Source organism: Mariniflexile sp. HNIBRBA6329 (assembly GCF_043558645.1).
Taxonomy (GTDB): Bacteria; Bacteroidota; Bacteroidia; order Flavobacteriales; family Flavobacteriaceae; genus Mariniflexile.
The window spans coordinates 25,466-46,249 of sequence record NZ_JBIFXS010000010.1 but is presented as its reverse complement, the minus strand read 5'-3'; the positions used below and the strand labels follow the sequence as shown (position 1 = coordinate 46,249).

The following is a 20,784-nucleotide window of genomic DNA, read 5'->3' as shown; positions in this document are numbered from 1 at the left end:
ACGCCTTTTTTAATATCTCAAATCTTTTTTAATGTTTTTTTAAAATATTTTTGCTAAACAAATTTTTTGCGTTCTACCATATAGGTTGTCAATATGTTATTGAAATCTTTATTTACATCAGCCTCAACATATTTGATTTGATATTGCAAACATTTAAGCTTTAAAGCTTCAAAATAACGGCTTACTGCGATGCTGTAATTTTCCTTTATGCTATCGGCATACAGGTTAATATAATCACCCGTTTCAACGTCAATAAAGCGTTTTGGTTTGTTATCAAAATCAAAATTCAATTCCCTTTCCTTATCAAAAACATGAAATAATATAACTTCGTGCTTATTGTATTTTAAATGTCGAAGTGCTTCAAACAACTTTGCTTCATCTTCCGAAGTTTGAAACATATCGGTAAACAAGAAAATCATAGAGCGCTTATGTATTTTCTCAGCAATTTGATGCAGGTACTTATAAGTCTCCGTTTCTGTATTTATGGGTTTTGAAACAACCGCGTCACTTAAATGGTTCAACAACATTTGATGGTGGCGTTCGCTCCCCTTTTCTGGTGCATAATAATCGTAAGCATCACTATAAATACTTAAACCAACGGCATCGCGCTGCTTTTTAAGGATATGCATTAAAGATGCTGCTGCCAATGCCGAAAACCCAATTTTATTTAGATTTTCTAAGGAAAACGAACGCATTTCCGGATAATGCATCGAACTACTATTATCTAAAATAATGTGGCAACGTAAATTGGTTTCATCATCATAACGCTTGGTATATAGCTTTTCGGTCTTTGCAAACAGCTTCCAGTCTATATGACGGGTACTTTCTCCTTTATTATAAATTTTATGTTCTGCAAACTCTGCAGAAAACCCATGAAACGGACTTTTATGCATACCGGCAATAAACCCTTCAACCACTTGCTTTGCAAGTAATTCCAGATTTTTAAAACCTTCTGCTTTATTTAGTTCGTTTTGTATGTTCATCCCCTCCTAACCTCCCCTTCGGGGAGGAATTACTCATGTGGAAAAAAAATTATTAAAATTATTCGAAATCATTTGCAGCGACAATGGAATCCCCCCTTCGGGGGTTAGGGGGATTTAAACTATCCCATCAACAATACCGTAGTCAACCGATTCTTGTGCACCCATCCAATGGTCGCGGTTAAAATCTTTCATGACTTTTTCAAAGGTTTGTCCACAATTATCAGCTAAAATTTTAGCACTTAATTCTTTGGTTAAAACAATTTCTTTGGCTGTTATTTCAATATCACTTGCTTGTCCACGCGCACCACCACTTGGTTGATGTATCATAACACGCGCATGTGGCTGTATAAAACGTTTTCCTTTAGCGCCAGCAGATAAGATGATTGAACCCATAGACGCCGCAAAACCGGTGCAAATGGTTGAAACTTGACTGTTTAAAGACTTGATACAATCGTAAATAGCAAAACCAGAAGTTACATAACCTCCTGGACTGTTTATGTACAAATGAATATCATCAGTACCTAAAGCATCCAAATACATCAATCTATCAATCACATGTTTTGCCGATTGGTCGTCTACCTGACCCCACAAAAACACTTTACGTTGTTCAATTAATTTGCTATCAATAGCATCTTGCACTTTTATTTTATCACTCATTGTTGTTCTTTAATTTTTAACTAAAATAAAAAAAGGTTTACCATTATGGCAAACCTTTTTAGTTTCTTTTTCAATTTCTATTACAAAAGGGCATCAATAGCCTCTGTATATGCATTTTTAGGCGCTACACCTACTTGACGGCCAACAACCTCACCATTTTGAAATACCAAAACCGTAGGAATGTTACGTACGCCATATTTTGCAGCAAATTCTTGGTTTGCGTCTACATCAACCTTACCAACAACTGCTTTTCCTTCATATTCGTCACTTATTTGTTCAATAATTGGACCAACCATTCTACATGGACCACACCAAGCTGCCCAAAAATCTACCAAAACAGGTTTACTACTTTTTAATACTGTCTCCTCAAACGTTGCATCTGTTATTTCTAATGCCATAATATTTATATTTTAATTCGTACTTTATTTTAATTACACAAAATTAGTCAAAAAATTCTCTAAAGCTTACAACGTAACAATTTGTTTTCTTTATACTAACATTGTTTTGCACTATTGTAGGTTTCTTGGACGCATAAAACAGGTTTTCCGCTGTATCTTTTTTGTGCTGAACTTGTTTTCAGTATCCCATCAAGTTTTCAATATTCATGAATATTAAATGCTTAAATCAAATTTAGTATCAGCACAAAAAAGGATGCCTCTTCAAATGTGAAGCATTCACGATTTCCTTAATTTTAAAAAATAAAATCCAAAGAGTAACCCTTTGCGCAGGGGCTAACTTTCAAAAATCAATTTACTAATCATTACACTTTTAAACCATTTTTTAACTTTTAATTATACTATCCATTTTTCCTTCTAAACACATAGCGATTCAAAAATAAAACCTAAAATATTTTATTTTGTTAGGATTCCTTACTATATTTGTATTGCAATAGTGCTTTAATTAAAACTTAAAACCATGAGTAAATCCGTTTTCTATCACGCTGGTTGTCCTGTTTGCGTAAGTGCAGAACACGACATTGTAGAACTAATAGGTACCAACAATGTAGAAATTGTACATTTTGGCAAAGACAAATCTAGAATTGAAGAAGCAGAGAAAAAAGGTGTAAAATCGGTTCCTGCGCTGGTTACCCCAACCGGCCATGTACTACACATTAACTTTGGTGCTTCTATACAAGACGTAAAAGGCTAATTTTTTTTTCAACCTCACTAAAGTTAGGATTCCTAATTTTTTAAATAGAATCCTAACTTTTTAATTTTATTTGATTATGAAAGTTTCTGTTTGGGACACCTATGTAAAAAGAGACGATGGCAAACTCATGCATTTTGACATCCTTGTACCTAGTGATTTAAAAAATGAAAACACCATACTTCAATATGGTACCAGCTATTTAAAGAGCAAACCGTTTAAAACGGGCACGTTAACATCTAAAGAATGTAAATTTTGCCATATAGAACAGGCAACCGATGCCATAAAAGAACACATTGAAAACAAAGGGTTCTACATTATTGAAATGCAAAATTGCAGATAATTTCCAAATTCAATTATAAGCAAAAAAGTCAGTCTGAACTTGTCGAAGACTTCGTATGAGATGCATTTCGACAAGCTCAATGTGACAATAGGTATAAAATCGGCTCTGAAAATAATTTCATCCAACGGGCTAGGATTGCTAACTTTGTACAACCATTTTAATTCGGAAGTTTATATTATGAACAGTCCTTTATTTAACCCAAACAATCAAGAAACCGATTTAGCCAACAAAATAGTTGCCGGTTTAGAGCGTATTTCTGAAGCTTTTAAAGTACTTCTTTGGGAAAAAGCAAAGGCATTGGGATTAAGCCCTATTCAAATTCAAATACTTATTTTTATTGCCTACCATAAAGCTGAATTTTGCAACGTTACCCATTTGGCAAAAGAATTCAACGTAACCAAACCAACCATAAGCGATGCAGTACGGGTGTTGATTAATAAAGGTTTTATTGAAAAAATATTCCCTACTTCCGATAGCCGTAGTTACACCATACAATTAACCAATGAAGGCAAACACATGGTTTCTGAAACCGAAAACTTTGCACTTCCTATAAAAACGCAACTTAAAAATACAGAGGCATCCGATTTAAATGCTCTTTTTAAAACCATTAGCAATCTTATTTTTCAACTGAATAGAAGTGGTGTTTTAAAGGTACAACGTACTTGTTATGCTTGTAAATTCCATCAAAAAATTCAAGATTCAGATTATTGTAATTTATTGGAAAAGGAATTGATGAATTCTGAAATTAGAATTGATTGTCCGGAGTTTGAGGGGAAATAGGTTTTAGACTAATTTGACTTATACTTTCAGAAACAAATAAATATCAATGATTTAAATATACTTTTATATTTCGAACTTCATTTTTTGTAAATATTCTTCAAGACCAATTTCATTTTTTATTTTTTTTAAAGCAAGATGAATTGGAATTGTAGCTGATGCAATTTTTCTTGACTCATTGTCTACAATACTTATTCTTACATTTTCAAAATTATCCCTTATGAATTCGTCATCATAAATAGCACAAGATAATTTTTCTAAACATTGGGTAGCATGAATCAATGACGATTTTAAATCGTGATTTACTTTTCCTCTTACATTTAAACAAAATGTATCTGAAAGCTCTTCAGTTGACACAAACTCAAAACCAACAATTTGCATATTATGAATTATATGTAATAATGCCGATTCAAATCGAATATTAAAACTTTCAGCTCCCTCTAGTTCAATTATAATTTCTTTGATGTAATTCAAGTCTGTAAATACTTGTGAAAGTCTTAATGTCCTATAAATATCTTGTGTCCAATGAGTAATCTCATAAAACTCATCAATTGACATTGAAATAGATTGAATATTTGAACTCCCATATTTAACTTCTACACTATCCTTTTTAATAACATAAGATTTGTGTGCCGCAATATTCCGCCATTGATTAGTTGATATTGAGTATATTGGGTCTTTCAAAAATAAACTTATCTCATTCTCAAATCCATTAGGAAATTCCCTTATTATTTTTCCGAAATCAAAATTCGAATTATCAATTATATTTTGTCCTAATTTTATTCTAACTAGTTTATCTAACAATTTAAATCTCGGCTTAAAAACACTTTCAAGAGTCTCATCAATTACTTTGAAGTAATAACTGATTTTATCTCGATTTGAAAATTCTTTATAATTTGGCTGAGTTAAAACATTAGTCATCCATTTCATATCTGTATTGGTCATATCTTGAAAAGAATCTGCAAATACTTTAATGGTTTTGTTTTTATCAATCTTAATACAGTCAGCATGTAAGCTAAATAACCATTCAAACAAATTCAAATAACTCGGTTTCTCAGAAATCTTAATGAAGTTGATTAATTCCGTTCTTAAAACTTCCTTATTTTCCTCAAAAATCGTATTATCTGTGAAATATTTCCTTAGTTTGAATTTTATCACAGTGTTCCAATCTTCAACTGAAAATTCAGTAGAAAATTTTAAGCCTTCATATATTTTATCTCTTCTCAAAATATTTCTGGTTAAACAACACCCACTGCTACCGCTAAGTTATGCTTAGTAACGACAGGGGGCAAATGTAAAGTAATTTTAATTATAAATTTATGCGAGTTCTACACTCGCAATAGCGATTGAAACGGCATCCTTTTTTGTGCTGATACTAAATTTGAATTGAGCATTTAGTATTCATAAATATTTTAAACTTGATGAGATACTGAAACAAGTTCAGCACAAGAAAGATATAGTGGAAAGCGCGGTGCTTTAGCAATTGCCCAAATAAAAAAAATTAATAGGATATTATCGTTTTTACAGTTATAAGATTCCTGCTTTCGCAGGAATTAGTTTAGTTTAAACATGACCTGTTCGCTCTCCAACTCATGCAACAGCTCTTGCGAAACTTTTACTTTTTGCTTTCTGCTGGGCATGGTTAGTTTTATTTGTTCTTTATGATCGTAAACCACAAAATTGAGCATTTGGCTTCCTGGGTGCATTTGAAGCAATTCTTTTAATTTTAATATTTTGGATTCTTGCAGATCGTCTATATTAAGTTGTATGGATAGCTTTTTGGCATAGTTTTCCATAACGTCGTGCAGCAACTGGAAACTGTTGAATTGTAGCCTTGGTTCGCTTTTTTTGCCGGTATCTTTATTTACCCAACCTTCGCGCACAAACGATTTTACAAACACAAAGCTGTTTTGCAGTAAAAAATGCCTGAACTTTAAGTATTCTTCCCCAAAAATGCGGAACTCGAAGCTATCGGTATAATCTTCAATGGTAAACATAGCCCACCCTTTACCCTGTTTACTAACGCGGTGCTGCACATCGGTAACCACGCCTCCAAAAACAAGTTCGCGGTTTACATAAGGTTCTAAATTTTTAAACAAGGCTAAATTGGCATTGCAAAAAGTATTCATTTCTATTCTAAAATCATCCAACGGGTGTCCAGAAATATAAATACCAACCACTTCGCGCTCTTGCGCTAATTTTTTCATAGTGCCCCATTCTTCACAAGGTGGCACTTGTGGTTCTGCAATTTGTACATTGCTGGCATCGCCAAACAAACTTACCTGTGCTGAGTTTTCGTTTTCTTGATGTTTCGCTCCATAACGAATGGCTTTTTCCAGAAAGGTAATGCCATCGCCATCATCATGGAAATATTGTGCTCGGTGTGTTTCATTAAAACAATCAAACCCACCTGCTAAGGCTAAATTTTCAAAGGCCTTTTTATTGGCTGCTCGTAAATCGATACGCTTCGCAAAATCGAAAATTGATTTATAATGGCCGTCTTTTTTTCTATTGTCAACTATGGTCATAACCGCACCATGACCAACACCTTTAATGGCGCCCATCCCAAAACGTACCGCATTGTCTTTATTTACAGAGAATTTATAAAACGATTCGTTTACATCTGGACCTAGAACATCCAACTTCATACGCTTACATTCTTCCATAAAGAAGGTAACCTGTTTGATGTCGTTCATATTGTTAGAAAGTACCGCAGCCATATACTCCGCAGGGTAATGTGCTTTTAAGTAAGCTGTTTGGTAGGCTATCCACGCATAACAGGTGGAATGCGATTTATTGAAAGCATAACTGGCAAACGCTTCCCAATCTTTCCAAATTTTCTCAAGAGTTTTAGCATCGTGCCCATTAGCACTCGCCTGCTCTACAAATTTGGGTTTCATTTTATCCAGTACCGCAATTTGCTTTTTACCCATAGCTTTACGAAGTACGTCGGCTTCACCTTTGGTAAATCCTGCCAGTTTTTGGGAAAGTAACATCACCTGCTCCTGATATACCGTAATACCATAGGTTTCCTTTAGGTATTCCTCCATGGCATCCAAATCGTATTCAATAGGCTCATCACCATGTTTACGACGGGTAAAACTTGGAATATACTCCATAGGTCCCGGACGGTACAGGGCATTCATGGCAATTAAGTCTTCAAAAACGGTTGGTTTTAGTTCTTTGAGGTGTTTTTGCATTCCGGGCGACTCGTATTGGAACACCCCAACAGTTTCGCCTCTTTGGAACAACTCATAGGTTTTTTCATCATCCAACGGAAAATTATCTGGATCTAATAAAATACCATGTTTTGCTTTTACAATTTTAACGGTATCTTTAATAAGGGTAAGCGTTTTTAACCCCAGGAAATCCATTTTTAGCAAACCCGCTTCCTCTACCACCGAGTTATCAAACTGCGTGACATATAGATCGGAATCTTTTGCCGTTGCCACCGGAACGAATTTGGTAATATCATCGGGCGTAATGATAACACCGCAGGCATGAATACCCGTATTCCGAACCGAACCTTCCAATATTCTTGCAAGATTTACAGTTTCGGCTTCTAAATCGGTTCCTTCGGAAATGTTTAAAAGTTGATTGACTTTCTCTAAATCTTCCGCTCTGAATTTACTGCCCAATTCCTTTTCACTTAAACCGAAAATCTTGTTCAGTTTAGACATGGTAGGAATCAATTTCGCAATACGATCGGCATCAAAAAGCGGTAAATCCAATACACGGGCGGTATCTCGAATGGACGATTTGGCGGCCATAGTACCATAAGTAATAATTTGTGCTACCTGATTGCTACCGTATTTTTTGATTACATAATCCATCACGCGGCTTCGGCCTTCATCATCAAAATCGATATCGATATCGGGCATACTCACACGGTCTGGATTTAAGAAACGCTCAAAAAGCAAATCATACTTAAGCGGGTCTATATTGGTAATCCATAAACAATACGCGACCACCGAACCTGCTGCAGAACCACGACCCGGACCCACCGACACATCCATATTTCGGGCTTCGCGAATAAAATCTTCAACAATTAAAAAGTAACCTGGATAGCCTGTGTTTTGAATGACGTCGAGCTCAAAATCCAAACGTTCTATAACTTCTTCAGAAAGCTCTTCCCCATAGCGTTTTTTAGCTCCTTGATAGGTTAAATGGCGCAAATAGGCATTTTCACCACGTTTCCCTCCATCTACTAAGTCTTCTTCATGTTTAAATTCCTCTGGAATACCGAATGCAGGCAGCAACACCTCTCTTGCCAATTCGTAAGCCTCCACTTTATCTACAACGTCTTGGATGTTACTAATAGCTTCAGGCGCATCCTTGAAAAGCGATTTCATTTCCTCCGAAGACTTAAAATAATACTCTTGATTTGGTAATCCGTAACGGTACCCTCGTCCGCGACCAATGGGTGTTGCCTGCTTTTCACCATCTTTTACACACAATAAAATATCATGTGCATTGGCATCTTCCTTCTTACAATAATAAGTGTTATTGGTAGCTACAATTTTTACATCATGTTTTTTGGCAAGGTCAATTAATACTGGATTTACGCGATTTTCATCTTCTTGGTTGTGGCGCATTAGTTCCACATACAAATCGTCTCCAAACTGTTCTTTCCACCAAATTAAAGCTTCTTCAGCTTGATTTTCTCCTATATTTAATACTTTACTGGGTACTTCACCATATAAGTTGCCCGTTAAAACAATAACATCTTCTTTATATTTTTCAATTAAAGCCTTATCAATTCTTGGCACATAATAAAAGCCATCGGTAAACGCCAGTGATGATAATTTAGCTAAATTATGATAGCCCCTTTTATTCTTAGCTAACAGCACGATTTGATAACCATTATCTTTTCTGGTTTTATCGGTATGGTCTTCACATACAAAAAACTCGCAGCCAATAATGGGCTTAATTTCAACAGCATTTGGAGTTTCACCTCTTTCAATAGCAACATCATTCTTAGCTTTTACGCCTCTATTATGATTGCTAACCGCTTTTACAAAGTGAAAAGCCCCCATCATGTTCGCATGGTCTGTTAAGGCCACCGCTGGCATGTTATGTTCGGCAGCGGCGGATACCAAATCGGCAACACTGATGGTAGATTGTAACACCGAAAACTGCGAATGGTTATGCAGATGTACAAAATCGACTTCCTTTAAATCGGATACATTTTGTTTGATTTCTTCCGTTGAAATCATTTCAACCTGAACACTTTTTAGGCGCTCCCTAATTTTAGCACTTTCCTTTTTAAGGTTAATATGTTTTAACCCTATAAGCTGAATTTCAGCAGGATTTGCTTCCTTAAACTTTTGAAAATAATCGGGTTGAACATCCAATTGCTCTTTGGTGTATTCCTCTAAACGAATCAGTTCTAAAAAGCAACGCGTGGTCGCTTCCACATCGGCAGTCGCGTTATGCGCTTCCGCAAAAGGCTCATTAAATAAGAACTCGTGTAATTCGGTCAGTGTTGGCAACTTAAATTTACCATAACGCCCACCAGGAATCTGACATAAACTAGCCGTATGCTCAGTACAGGTATCTAAAACTGGAAGTTCTTGCAATGGGTTTGCTACATCACCTCGCACAAATTCAGCACCCATAATATTCAAATCGAACTTCACATTTTGCCCAACTACAAATTTCGTTTTACTTAAGGCTTCATTAAATTTCTCTAAAACTTCAGCTAACGGAATCCCTTGCTCTTGTGCCAATTCCGTAGAAATACCGTGAATTTTCTCAGCATCATATGGAATATTAAAACCATCCGGTTGCACCAAATAATCTTGATGATCGATACAATTTCCCAATCCATCGTGTAATTGCCATGCAATTTGAATACATCTTGGCCAATTATCGGTATCGGTAATGGGTGCGTCCCAACGTTTAGGCAAACCAGTGGTTTCGGTATCGAAAATTAAGTACATTTTATTGTTTAGATGTTTGTTGTTAAGCCGTTTGGAAATATCAAACGAAGATTATAAAAATACAGAATTACATAACCTTTAAAAGTTAAAGTTATTAAGAGTTTTAAACAAAAAAACGCAACCCAAATGGGCTGCGCTTATCTTAACCGAATGCCAATGTTACGACACCATTTTTTTATAAGATTTCTCCGTATTTATCGCTCCTTGTATAGCATTTTTATGCTTGAGCAACAACGAATCTATACTTGGCGGTAATGTTTTGTCTTTCAAAAGCTCATTGTAGTCTTCCAAAATACTTTCCTCAAACTTAATAGCAGCCTCTAAAACCAACTCTTCATCATTAGAATTCAATATAGATTTCAGGTTTAACCAATTTCTATTAAGAGTTTCTATTAGGCTACCCGAATCTTCGGGAATTTGACCATAACGCAATATCTCTATTCTTAATTCTTTCGCAAATTTACTACGGTCTGTAGCTCTTCTTTTAAAAAACATTTTCAACCTATCATCATTTACGTTATCAATAGCACTTAAATACCTTTTTTCTGCGTCAAAATTCTTTATTAGCAATTCGTTCAATTTGTTAGAAATTTTTTCTGTGTACTTCATAAAATCATTTTCATTTTTAAAATTTCAATAATTTATTTTAAGATGCGTATTGTTTCGCATCTGCATTCTTAATATAGTGATTATGATAGATAAAACCAAGCATTTAACGTAGTTTAACAGAACTTACAATAATTCATTTTGAATTCTAAACAAAGAAGAATTTAACATCAAAACTTTAAATTAATTCACTTATTTTTAAGCACTCTATTTTGACTCGTATGAAAACCATTTATTTTTATTTCGCCTTTTTAACAAGTTTTTTCATTTGCAACGCCCAAAACACCACATTATATGTGGGCACCTACACCGATGGATCCAGTGAAGGCATCTATAAATTTGATTTCAACCTTAAAACCGGAGAACTTAGCAATTTGCAATTGGCAATAGCTACCGAAAACCCTTCGTTTATAGCATACTCACCAAATAAAAAATATTTGTACGCCGTAAGCGAAAGCTCAGGAGGCACAGTTTCATCATTTAAAATTCAAGAAAATGGTCTGCTCAAATTTTTAAATAAAGTAAGTAGCAATGGTGAAGGCCCCTGCCATGTTTCGCTAAATAAACAAGGGAACAAAGCCGTGGTTTCCAATTATCGTGGTGGTAGTGCGGCCGTTTATAACATTTCAAGAGACGGAAAACTTAATGAGGCTTCTCAAGTTTTTAAATATAATACCGCAGACAAAGTATCGCATGCGCATTCGGCTCAATTTTTTAGAGACGAATTATATATTGCTGACTTAGGCCTGAATGCAGTATTCCAATACAAACTAAAAAACAACAACTACGAATTAGCCACACCTTCTATTTTCAAAACCACCGAAAACCCTGGCCCGAGGCATTTTGCTTTAACAAAAAATGGCCAATTTATATATATCATCAATGAACTTAGTAGTTCGATAACTTCGGTTAAAAAAACAGATTCTGGTTTTGAACAAATTGACTTCGATTCTACTTTAGAAGACACTTACGAAGGAAAAAATGCCTGTGCCGACATTCATTTATCTAAAAACGAGCTTTATTTATACGGCTCTAACCGGGGCGAAAATTCCATTGCTGTTTTTAAAAGAAGCAAGGTTGACGGTACTATTGAAAAAATCCAAACCATGTCTGTTCATGGGGATTGGCCCAGAAACTTTACGATAGACCCTTCGGGAAAATTTCTATTGGTTGCCAATCAAAAAAGTCAAAATATCTCCGTTTTCAGTATTAATGCCGCAAGCGGAATGCTCACTTTTTTACACGAAGTAAAAGCACCAAGACCCGTTTGCTTGTTGTTCTAAGAAAAGCGTAATTATTAATTGTTAATTGCTAATTATTAATTATATTTGCGCCCTCATTAATAACCGAGGTCGAGAACCTCAAATAATTAATTATTATGCCAGTAAAAATTAGATTACAAAGACATGGTAAAAAAGGGAAACCTTTTTACTGGATTGTTGCAGCCGATGTACGATCAAAAAGAGATGGTAAATATCTTGAAAAATTAGGTATTTATAACCCAAACACTAACCCAGCAACTATAGATTTAAATGTTGATGGTGCTGTACAATGGTTACAAAACGGTGCACAACCAACCGACACAGCTAAAGCTATTCTATCTTACAAAGGTGCTTTACTAAAAAATCACCTTGCAGGTGGTGTTAGAAAAGGCGCTTTAACCGAAGAACAAGCGGAAGCTAAATTTACTGCTTGGTTAGAAGAAAAAGCAGGTAAAGTTGGTGCAAAAACTGATGGTTTAGCAAAAGCGCAAGCAGAAGCTAAAGCAAAAGCTTTAGAAGCTGAAAAAGCTGCAAACGAAGCTCGTATTGCTGCCGCTGCTCCTGTTGTTGAAGAAGAAGCTGCTGAAGTTGTGGCTGAAGAAACTACTACAGAAGAAGCTCCTGCTGCTGAAGTAGAAACAAAAGAAGAAGAATAAAAAATATTTTTTTTATACTTTTAAACTCCGGTACTTGTATCGGAGTTTTTTATGCAAAATGGTTTTGCATTATGCTGAAGTTATTTCAGCATCCTAAAAATTTAATAATGAGATCCTGAATCCAGTTCAGGATGACAAATAAAATTTGTCATGAAAAAAGAAGATTGTTTTTACTTAGGTAAAATTGTCACAAAATATAGTTTCAAAGGTGAACTTTTAATTAAGTTGGATACCGACCAACCCGAATTATACGAAAACCTAGACGCTATGTTTATTGAAGTTCGCAATACGCTGATTCCATTTTTTATTGAAAGTTCCCAGCTTCATAAATCCGATTTGTTACGCGTACAATTTGAGGATGTTAACACAGAAGCTGATGCCGATGCCCTAATAAAAAGCGATGTGTATTTACCTTTAGAATTTTTGCCAAAACTAGAAGGTAACAAATTCTATTTTCATGAAGTTATCGGCTTTATCGTTGAAGATGTAAACTACGGAAACGTAGGAACCATTGTGGGCATTAACGATTCTACAGCCCAAGCTTTATTTGAAATAAAAAACGATGGCAGAGAAATCCTTATTCCCATGAATGATGAATTTATTGAAAAAGTAGATAGAAAAAATAAAATCATATTGGTTAAAACACCCGAAGGATTGATTGATTTGTACTTGTAATTCTTTTTTCAGAATTCTTTATAAAAACAAAGGCTAATTTTTAAAAAAAATTAGCCTTTGTTTTTTCGTTGTATTTGGGTTACACAACAAATTCGTCTTGTCTTTTCATCGCATTCATATTACTATAAATACTATCACGTTGTTTTACCAACAGCTTACATACCGATAATGGTAAATTAATCTCCATCAGCAATTCGTTGTATTTTTCGATACTTTTTGTTTTCAAATTATAAATCTCTTCCATTAAATCGTATTCGTTATTTAATAAAATATAGTTTTTAAAGTTTGCCAATATATTATCAAAATTACCACTCAATACATTCAAAGGTTTAGGTTTACCATTCAACTTTACTATTTCGTCTCTCAATTGTCTACCAAATTCATTTCTTTCAAAACCTCTTTCTCTAAAAAATGCTTTTAAATTATCATCTGTAGCTAAATCAAGAGCTTCCGAGTAAATTTTCTCAACCTCATAATTCATTATCAACAAATTATTGAGCTTTCCTAAAATTTTTTCCGAAGACTTCATATAAATAATCTTTAGTTTAGCACTTCAATAAATTCTTTTAAGATGCGTATTGATTTCACATCTATGTTACAATATTAATAACGTAAATAATACAAATTTATTTTTTAACACAGTTTAGCATATTTTGTGTTATTTTAACCGATTTTTCAATCTACTTTCTTAATTTTTTAACACACCAGCATGTCTAACAAACCATTTAAATTTAAACAATTCGAAATTCAACAAGATAAATGTGCCATGAAAATTGGGACTGACGGTGTGCTTCTTGGAGCTTGGAGCAGCATTGAAAAAAACCCTTTTTCAGTTTTGGATATTGGTGCAGGCACCGGTGTTATTTCACTTATGCTTGCACAACGCAGCAACGCAGAACTTATTGATGCCATTGAAATTGATGATGATGCCTACGAACAATGTGTTGACAATTTTGAAGCATCCCCTTGGGGCGACAGGCTCTTTTGCTACCATGCTTCTTTGGAAGAATTTGTTGATGAAATTGAAGACACTTACGACTTAATTATCTGCAACCCGCCTTTTTATTCTGAAGATTACAAAACAGATAGCCCACAACGTGACATGGCACGTTTTAACGACTCGATGCCTTTTAACCATTTAATTGAAAGCGTTTCAAAATTATTATCTGAAGATGGAATTTTTTCTGTAATTATCCCTTTTAAAGAAGAAGCAGATTTTATCAAGACAGCCACTGCCTTCAACTTGTTTCCTAACAGAATTCTGCAGGTAAAAGGCAACCAGACCTCTGAAACAAAACGAAGCTTAATAGAATGCTCTTTTATTGAAAGCGCCGTAAAAAAAGACACGCTGGTTATAGAAACAGAACGACATGATTACACTAAAGATTATATAAATCTCACCAAAGATTTCTATTTAAAAATGTGATTGAATACTAAGAATTAATTAAATTTGAGGAATTACAATGACAAATTCTTAAAAAAACATAGGTTTTACTAATTATTTTCTTTTGAATAAGTCATAAAACTCAAAATTAATGTCATAATCGGTAGTAAAACCCATCTGTCATTAATTTAAAATAATGTAACCAGATGAAACCAGATTTATTTGAAGCACCCGATTACTACCATCTAGACGATTTACTTTCCGAAGAACATAAATTGGTCCGAAATACTGCCCGAACATGGGTAAAACGAGAAGTCTCGCCCATTATTGAAGACTATGCGCAAAGAGCTGAGTTTCCTATGCAACTTATTAATGGTTTGGCAGAAATTGGCGCTTTTGGCCCTTACATACCCGTTGAATATGGTGGCGCAGGTTTAGATCAAATTAGCTATGGTTTAATAATGCAGGAAATTGAACGTGGTGATTCTGGTGTACGCAGCACCGCTTCGGTACAATCTAGCTTAGTTATGTATCCCATTTGGAAATACAGCACTGAAGCCCAACGCAAAAAATACCTGCCAAAATTGGCCACAGGAGAATGGATGGGTTGTTTTGGCTTAACGGAACCCGACCACGGTAGCAACCCTAGCGGTATGGTAACAAACTTTAAGGACATGGGCGACCATTATATATTGAACGGTGCTAAAATGTGGATTAGCAATGCGCCTTTTGCACAAGTAGCTGTAGTTTGGGCAAAAGATGAAGCAGGAAAAATTCATGGTTTACTTGTTGAACGTGGTATGGAAGGTTTTACCACTCCCGAAACCCACAACAAATGGTCGCTTCGCGCATCGGCAACCGGCGAACTTATTTTTGATAATGTTAAAGTGCCCAAAGAAAACTTATTGCCTAATAAATCTGGTTTGGGAGCGCCTTTAGGCTGTTTAGATTCGGCACGTTATGGCATTGCTTGGGGTGCTATTGGCGCAGCCATGGATTGTTACGATACAGCACTTAGATATAGTAAAGAACGTATGCAATTTGGCAAACCCATAGGCCAATTTCAACTGCAACAAAAGAAATTAGCTGAAATGATTACAGAAATTACCAAGGCACAACTTTTAACGTGGCGTCTTGGAGTATTACGCAACGAAAACAAAGCAACCTCGGCACAAATATCAATGGCAAAACGCAACAATGTGGATATGGCCATAAACATTGCCCGTGAAGCGCGACAAATATTAGGTGGCATGGGCATTACCGGAGAATACTCCATCATGCGACATGCTATGAATTTGGAAAGCGTTATTACTTATGAAGGCACGCACGACATTCATTTATTGATTACTGGATTGGATATTACAGGACTGAATGCTTTTAAATAGACTCCTTGTTTCCAATATAAACCAATACTTCTTTCAAGTTGGTCCATTAACCATTTTTGACGTTGAACTCATCTTGACTTTTTTGATTGAAGCGAAAAAGTAATAATGAGTTTCACTATACATTTGGGTAAAAAATTATGTTATCCCATTTTAAGCTTTGAAATAAAATTTAAACAATAACTGATTTTCGACAGGTTTTTAAAAAAACTCCTGACTTAACTTTGTTGTTGAATAACGAATTTTTAAAGCCATGCAAGAATCAAGAAAAGACATTGTACAATTTATCAATTTACAATTAGCAGCCCTAGGACAGCCGATTTACAAAGATTATGAGGATAGTGATGAAAAATTTTGCGATCCAAAATTTGAAGCGCTTACTTCTGGAATGATAAAAAGTATACGTGAAAAATCCAGATTACTGGCAGACCACCATTGTCCTGCAGATTCAAGAATTCAAAATTTTATAGACGACTACTTAAACAAGGTTATTATAAACAAATCCTATAAACTGCCCAACAATACATTAATACTATCTAAAAAAGGACACGCTAGAGAAGTGAGCTTACCACCAAATGGCAATACTTTTAAAAGTGAACTGGTTACATCCAATAGAATAAAACAAGGAATTTTAAACAATCCGCTAAACGACAAAAGAACCACAAAGGGCACTTTTCACATTGTAGAAGGTAATTTACCTGTACCATTAGATAAAAAAGAAGTGCCAAAAATTACTTTTGCCCACTTTTTGAACGCAGCCTTTAATCCATCTGACGACTTAAAAATACTTCCATTTACCAGTAACCAAGAGAACAAGGCAAAAACAATGGTATCAATGCTTTTAAGACCTATTGTATGCCCAGAAGTAAAAGGTGTTATTACCAAAAAATCTATGGAAGTTCGCTTTTTTGCACCAGGTAACTTGGTTAGTAATTTAGATTTTGTTGAGTCTATTTTTGGAAATGCAGGCGACCCAAATTTAGCACAAAACGATGCCGCATTGGACACCGAACATTGGACAGGTCATACCGGATGCATTATTTTGGCTCCCCAATTAACAACCCTTAAAAAGAAAGCTGTTGGATTGCCCCATTTTAACGACGCTACAGAACGTCAAAAAAGAGATGGTATGTATTGGAATGATGCCAACGACATTTATAATGATGGCAATGCTTTTAAAGTGACATGTAGGGACGACAGGGGTGTCGTCATTACACTAATAGCCGATAATTATTACGGCTATTCAAAAAAAGAGATCAAGACCCAGATCAGCTACTCTGCAAATTTATTTGGTTTAGTTGAAGAGGAACATGCCGGAGGCGCAATGGCTTTTGCAAGAAGAGTTATGGGTGACACCTTAGACGGAAGGGATTACTCAGAATTTCATAATAATAAGCATTCTTTTGAAGAAGTTAAAACACTATTAGCGAATCGTATAGAAGTCATGCCTGAAAACTATGCCATCGACAAAAAATACCCCAATATCGTTTACATTCCAGAGTTTTCTTATGTAAACACCAACACCAATAGCATTACCTGGAAACATGATGGAAAAGATCAAAAACTAACCATATCACCATACAAAACCTATGTGCACCCTACTGGTAATAAATTCAGATTGGAAAAACACAAAAGCATTAGCTTATGGCGTATTGTAGATACTTTTGCAGAGGGTGTTTTTTGCCATAAACCCTGTACTGTATCAGGTGGTGGAAAGTCTGAAATTTCAAAGTCTATGCAAAACGCCATTACTTACAGTACGTTTAACATTCATGACATTGATGAAGATTTCGAAAAAGCAGATGAAATCATAGAGTTCAATTATTCTACGCGTTGGAAAATCAAGGACCCGAATAGACCAAAATCGAGACATTTTTTAAGTGAAAACAGAAGCTTAAGCTCTGCGGTAAAACTGCTTACCCCATCAGAAGAAAATTCAGATGAATTCAACGAATTTTTAAGAAACATCCCTGTACATATCAGATCGTTGGTGCTTTTTGTAAAACGATTATACAGACAAGCACACGGCGCGCTAAACTGGAAAGATTACATGTCAGTAGAAATAATCAATGGACAAAAAGGAACAGGTCTTTTGTATAATAACACCCCAGTGGTGGGTAGTTATGTGCGTATTGGGTTCAACCAAAAAGGAAACTGGATGCTAAATAAATTGAGATCTGATTTTTCTCCTTGTGAAAAGATCCAAACCGAAGATGACATTACTGCTTCAATAACATTACCAAGAGAACAGATAAAAAACCTGAATCCAGAATACACCAACAAAAGTGTAAAAGTACTTACCAATTGCGAAGCGCATTTGTTCCAAAGACCTGATGAAGCTGTTGTAAGAGGCTACGATAAAAACGCAGAATTGGATATTGTTTCAAATGGCCGCTTTTTAACAAACTACGAATTGTTGAAAAAAACCGATGCCATTGCCATTTATGAGGACACCATCAACTTTGATAAATACACACAACCAGTTAAAGATTTCATAACCAATATCGTAAACAGCAACGATGACGAAGCATCTTTTGTATTGCCATCGCACACTAGGATTGTGAATGGCGAACCCACTGCAAATCCTCGATATTTGGAACCAAGCAGACATATTGAAGAAACTGAGGCCAGTTATTTAGCAGACACAGGGGTACGGTTACTTAGAAAAATAAAATTTGACGAACCCGTTATTCACGTTGTAAATGCAGTACTCCCTGGTAGACGAAATAACCCTGTTGACAAGGTTGCGAGCATTCGACCTTTGGCGGTATATAACCCCATTCACTACCAAGAAACCCCCGAATTGTTTATGGACTTTATTTGTAGCCTAACAGGTAAGTCACCATCAACAACCGGAGCAGGTTCTGAAGGGGCTTTAACCAAAGCCCCCTTTAACATGCTAACACCAACTACCGATTTGAATAATGCGCTATTGTCACACATTTTAACAGAATCAAATGGGTTTAGCACAGCAGCTGGATATGTAGGAGCTGAAAATAAGATTGACCATGACGTCAGTTTGCTTATTCCAGAAATCTGGGCACGATTGGAGCCAAAAGATAGAGATCCCAAACAGCTAATTGCAAATGGTTCATTAGAAAAATTAGACGATTTTGAGTACCGTGGCGAAACCATATTGGCAAGCAGGTTAGGCTATAGAATTACAAAAACATTTGCGCTAAGATGTATGAATAGATTGTTTGACGAACCTACGGCCGTTTTTAACGAACGCATGCTAAAACCTGAAATTCAAGGTATGGAAGATTATGTAGATGGTATTAAAAACATTGTTGAAGCACAACAAAAAGTGGCATTAAGCTATTTTGAAGATGGCAGTGTTAAAGCAGCAATACCACCTTTAGAAATATTATTGCACATCATGGCGTATGGCAACTATGAAGGAAAAACCATTGACAACCCAGAATTACGTCAGTATTTCGATAGAAATTACGTATTGCAGAGCGATTGGTACAAACAAAGATTGGTTTTAAAACAACAAAAAGACATTCGCTTTTATGATTCCCAATTAGCCTATTTGGAAGCGTTTATCGCAAACCCAAACAACGATATATTAATTCAAGAAATGAGCATTAAAGAGCGATTAAAATCAGTAAAAAAATCTTATGACCATGTAAAATCCCCTAAATATTTAAATGAATTGGTTGGCACCATAGGCGCTGACCCACTCTACAGAAAGTAGCATTCTAAAAAATTAAGGGATTGAAATTTAAATGCCTTGCGTCTTGCTACGCATATTTAAAATGCGTTTCGTTAAATATTTAATTTTTTGAAATGATTAGACTGGTATGGTTTTAAAACCTCACTGGTCTTTTTTCTAATATTTTGATTACATTTAATCCGTTGAGTGAAATTAATAAAATTCAATTTATAACGAATTTTGATTATAATTTAAAGTCAATTTAGTGCTCAAGTGTCAGTCTGAACCTGTCGAAGACACTAGAAAATACATTTCGACAAGCTCAATGTGACAATTTATATAAAAATTAGTATTGATAGAGCAATTATACCCAACGGGTTTACATTTACTCATATGTTTTCAACAAAAAAAAGGCTAGATAATGCTTATAAAAAGGCTAAAATCATCAATTTTGATGATGCTAGTAAATTTATTTTATTTAGTGATTGCCACCGAGGCGATAATAGTTTTGCCGACGATTTTGCTAACAACCGAAACATTTACTTCCATGCTTTAAAACAGTACTATACTGAAGGTTTTCAGTATTGCGAAATAGGTGATGGCGATGAACTTTGGGAAAACCTTTCGTTTGAACCCATTTTTGAAGCGCATAAAAATGTATATATGCTTATGCGCCAATTTCACAAAGAAAACAAGCTGCATATGATTTGGGGAAACCACGATATGGTTTACAGAAACCCTAATTATGTGAAGAAGCATTTATACACTTATTTTGATAAAACATTGGGCATTGATGCCGATTTGTTTCCCGGTATTGAATACCACGAAGGCATTATTTTAAAAAATAGAGATACCAATCAAGAAATATTTTTAACACACGGACATCAGGCCGATTGGTGGAATTATCTGTTCTGGAAATGGAGCCGTTTTATGGTGAGAATCCTATGGAAACCCTTAAATGTTATGGGTATTGCGGATCCTACAAGTCCTGCAAAAAACTACAGCGAACTTATACGAATTGAACGCAGAACCAAAAAATGGATTATTGAAAACAATAATTTAGTGACCATTGTTGGGCACACCCATAGACCACGATTTCCAGAACCTGGCGATATTGCTTTTTTTAACGATGGTAGCTGTGTACACCCCAGAAGCATTACGGGCATTGAAATTGTAAACGGTGAAATTTCACTAATAAAATGGCATATAGACACAAATGACGATGGTGTTTTACAAATTGTTAGAGTGCTTTTAGAAGGCCCTAGAAAATTGATAGATTACAAAACTGCTTGATGGGTTAAACCCAAACCTAT

Annotated in this window: 17 protein-coding genes; 10 read left to right on the top strand and 7 right to left on the bottom strand. The window is 35.2% G+C overall.

Annotated features, from left to right (window positions below; all coding sequences use genetic code 11):
* Positions 1 to 53: 53 nt before the first annotated feature.
* From ACGK9U_RS11715 to trxA, 3 genes are all read right to left on the bottom strand, one after another.
* Complete coding sequence (locus tag ACGK9U_RS11715) at positions 54 to 983, bottom strand: DUF58 domain-containing protein (RefSeq protein ID WP_394466568.1); 930 nt, start codon at positions 981 to 983, stop codon at positions 54 to 56.
* Positions 984 to 1,097: 114 nt separating this feature from the next.
* Positions 1,098 to 1,640 carry a ClpP family protease gene (locus ACGK9U_RS11710; RefSeq protein ID WP_394466567.1) on the bottom strand — a complete coding sequence of 181 codons (543 nt, stop codon included), beginning with the start codon at positions 1,638 to 1,640 and terminating at the stop codon, positions 1,098 to 1,100.
* An 80-nt stretch (positions 1,641 to 1,720) separates the two neighbouring features.
* The gene (gene trxA, locus ACGK9U_RS11705) at positions 1,721 to 2,038 is read right to left on the bottom strand and encodes a thioredoxin (protein WP_209656912.1); all 318 of its coding nucleotides are present in this window, start codon (positions 2,036 to 2,038) and stop codon (positions 1,721 to 1,723) included.
* Between the two features lie 517 nt (positions 2,039 to 2,555).
* On the opposite strand from trxA, the gene ACGK9U_RS11700 reads away from it, so the two are divergent.
* The 3 genes from ACGK9U_RS11700 to ACGK9U_RS11690 all read left to right on the top strand — a co-directional run bounded on the left by ACGK9U_RS11700 (position 2,556) and on the right by ACGK9U_RS11690 (position 3,909).
* Positions 2,556 to 2,789 (top strand): thioredoxin family protein, encoded by a 234-nt coding sequence (locus ACGK9U_RS11700; protein WP_394466566.1) that lies wholly within the window; start codon positions 2,556 to 2,558, stop codon positions 2,787 to 2,789.
* 76 nt (positions 2,790 to 2,865) lie between these two features.
* Positions 2,866 to 3,129: a DUF2024 family protein gene (locus ACGK9U_RS11695; protein ID WP_394466565.1), complete on the top strand. Its 264-nt coding sequence runs from the start codon at positions 2,866 to 2,868 to the stop codon at positions 3,127 to 3,129.
* 177 nt (positions 3,130 to 3,306) lie between these two features.
* A complete protein-coding gene (locus tag ACGK9U_RS11690; RefSeq protein WP_394466564.1) occupies positions 3,307 to 3,909 on the top strand; it encodes a MarR family winged helix-turn-helix transcriptional regulator in 603 nt (200 codons plus the stop codon).
* Between the two features lie 63 nt (positions 3,910 to 3,972).
* On the opposite strand, the gene ACGK9U_RS11685 is transcribed toward ACGK9U_RS11690, so the two are convergent.
* The 3 genes from ACGK9U_RS11685 to ACGK9U_RS11675 all read right to left on the bottom strand — a co-directional run bounded on the left by ACGK9U_RS11685 (position 3,973) and on the right by ACGK9U_RS11675 (position 10,457).
* Entirely contained in the window at positions 3,973 to 5,133 is a 1,161-nt protein-coding gene (locus ACGK9U_RS11685; RefSeq protein WP_394466563.1) for a hypothetical protein, read from the bottom strand.
* A gap of 326 nt (positions 5,134 to 5,459) precedes the next feature.
* Positions 5,460 to 9,848, bottom strand: coding sequence for a DNA polymerase III subunit alpha (gene dnaE / locus ACGK9U_RS11680; protein WP_394466562.1), 4,389 nt, complete (start codon positions 9,846 to 9,848; stop codon positions 5,460 to 5,462).
* A gap of 159 nt (positions 9,849 to 10,007) precedes the next feature.
* Entirely contained in the window at positions 10,008 to 10,457 is a 450-nt protein-coding gene (locus tag ACGK9U_RS11675; protein ID WP_394466561.1) for a PA2169 family four-helix-bundle protein, read from the bottom strand.
* Positions 10,458 to 10,675: 218 nt separating this feature from the next.
* Between ACGK9U_RS11675 and ACGK9U_RS11670 the strand changes: the two genes are divergently transcribed.
* From ACGK9U_RS11670 to rimM, 3 genes are all read left to right on the top strand, one after another.
* Entirely contained in the window at positions 10,676 to 11,737 is a 1,062-nt protein-coding gene (locus ACGK9U_RS11670) for a lactonase family protein (RefSeq protein ID WP_394466560.1), read from the top strand.
* A gap of 95 nt (positions 11,738 to 11,832) precedes the next feature.
* Positions 11,833 to 12,372 (top strand): 30S ribosomal protein S16, encoded by a 540-nt coding sequence (locus ACGK9U_RS11665; RefSeq protein ID WP_394466559.1) that lies wholly within the window; start codon positions 11,833 to 11,835, stop codon positions 12,370 to 12,372.
* Positions 12,373 to 12,522: 150 nt separating this feature from the next.
* Complete coding sequence (gene rimM, locus ACGK9U_RS11660) at positions 12,523 to 13,047, top strand: ribosome maturation factor RimM (RefSeq protein ID WP_394466558.1); 525 nt, start codon at positions 12,523 to 12,525, stop codon at positions 13,045 to 13,047.
* Between the two features lie 79 nt (positions 13,048 to 13,126).
* On the opposite strand, the gene ACGK9U_RS11655 is transcribed toward rimM, so the two are convergent.
* Positions 13,127 to 13,576 carry a DUF2383 domain-containing protein gene (locus ACGK9U_RS11655; RefSeq protein WP_394466557.1) on the bottom strand — a complete coding sequence of 150 codons (450 nt, stop codon included), beginning with the start codon at positions 13,574 to 13,576 and terminating at the stop codon, positions 13,127 to 13,129.
* A 180-nt stretch (positions 13,577 to 13,756) separates the two neighbouring features.
* Here ACGK9U_RS11655 and ACGK9U_RS11650 point away from each other — a divergent pair, with 180 nt between their 5' ends.
* From ACGK9U_RS11650 to ACGK9U_RS11635, 4 genes are all read left to right on the top strand, one after another.
* Complete coding sequence (locus tag ACGK9U_RS11650; RefSeq protein WP_394466556.1) at positions 13,757 to 14,473, top strand: tRNA1(Val) (adenine(37)-N6)-methyltransferase; 717 nt, start codon at positions 13,757 to 13,759, stop codon at positions 14,471 to 14,473.
* A gap of 164 nt (positions 14,474 to 14,637) precedes the next feature.
* Entirely contained in the window at positions 14,638 to 15,816 is a 1,179-nt protein-coding gene (locus ACGK9U_RS11645) for an acyl-CoA dehydrogenase family protein (RefSeq protein WP_394466555.1), read from the top strand.
* A 250-nt stretch (positions 15,817 to 16,066) separates the two neighbouring features.
* The gene (locus tag ACGK9U_RS11640; protein ID WP_394466554.1) at positions 16,067 to 19,513 is read left to right on the top strand and encodes a hypothetical protein; all 3,447 of its coding nucleotides are present in this window, start codon (positions 16,067 to 16,069) and stop codon (positions 19,511 to 19,513) included.
* A gap of 351 nt (positions 19,514 to 19,864) precedes the next feature.
* Positions 19,865 to 20,764, top strand: a complete 900-nt coding sequence (locus tag ACGK9U_RS11635) for a serine/threonine protein phosphatase (RefSeq protein WP_394466553.1) — start codon at positions 19,865 to 19,867, stop codon at positions 20,762 to 20,764.
* The last annotated feature ends 20 nt before the right edge of the window (positions 20,765 to 20,784 follow it).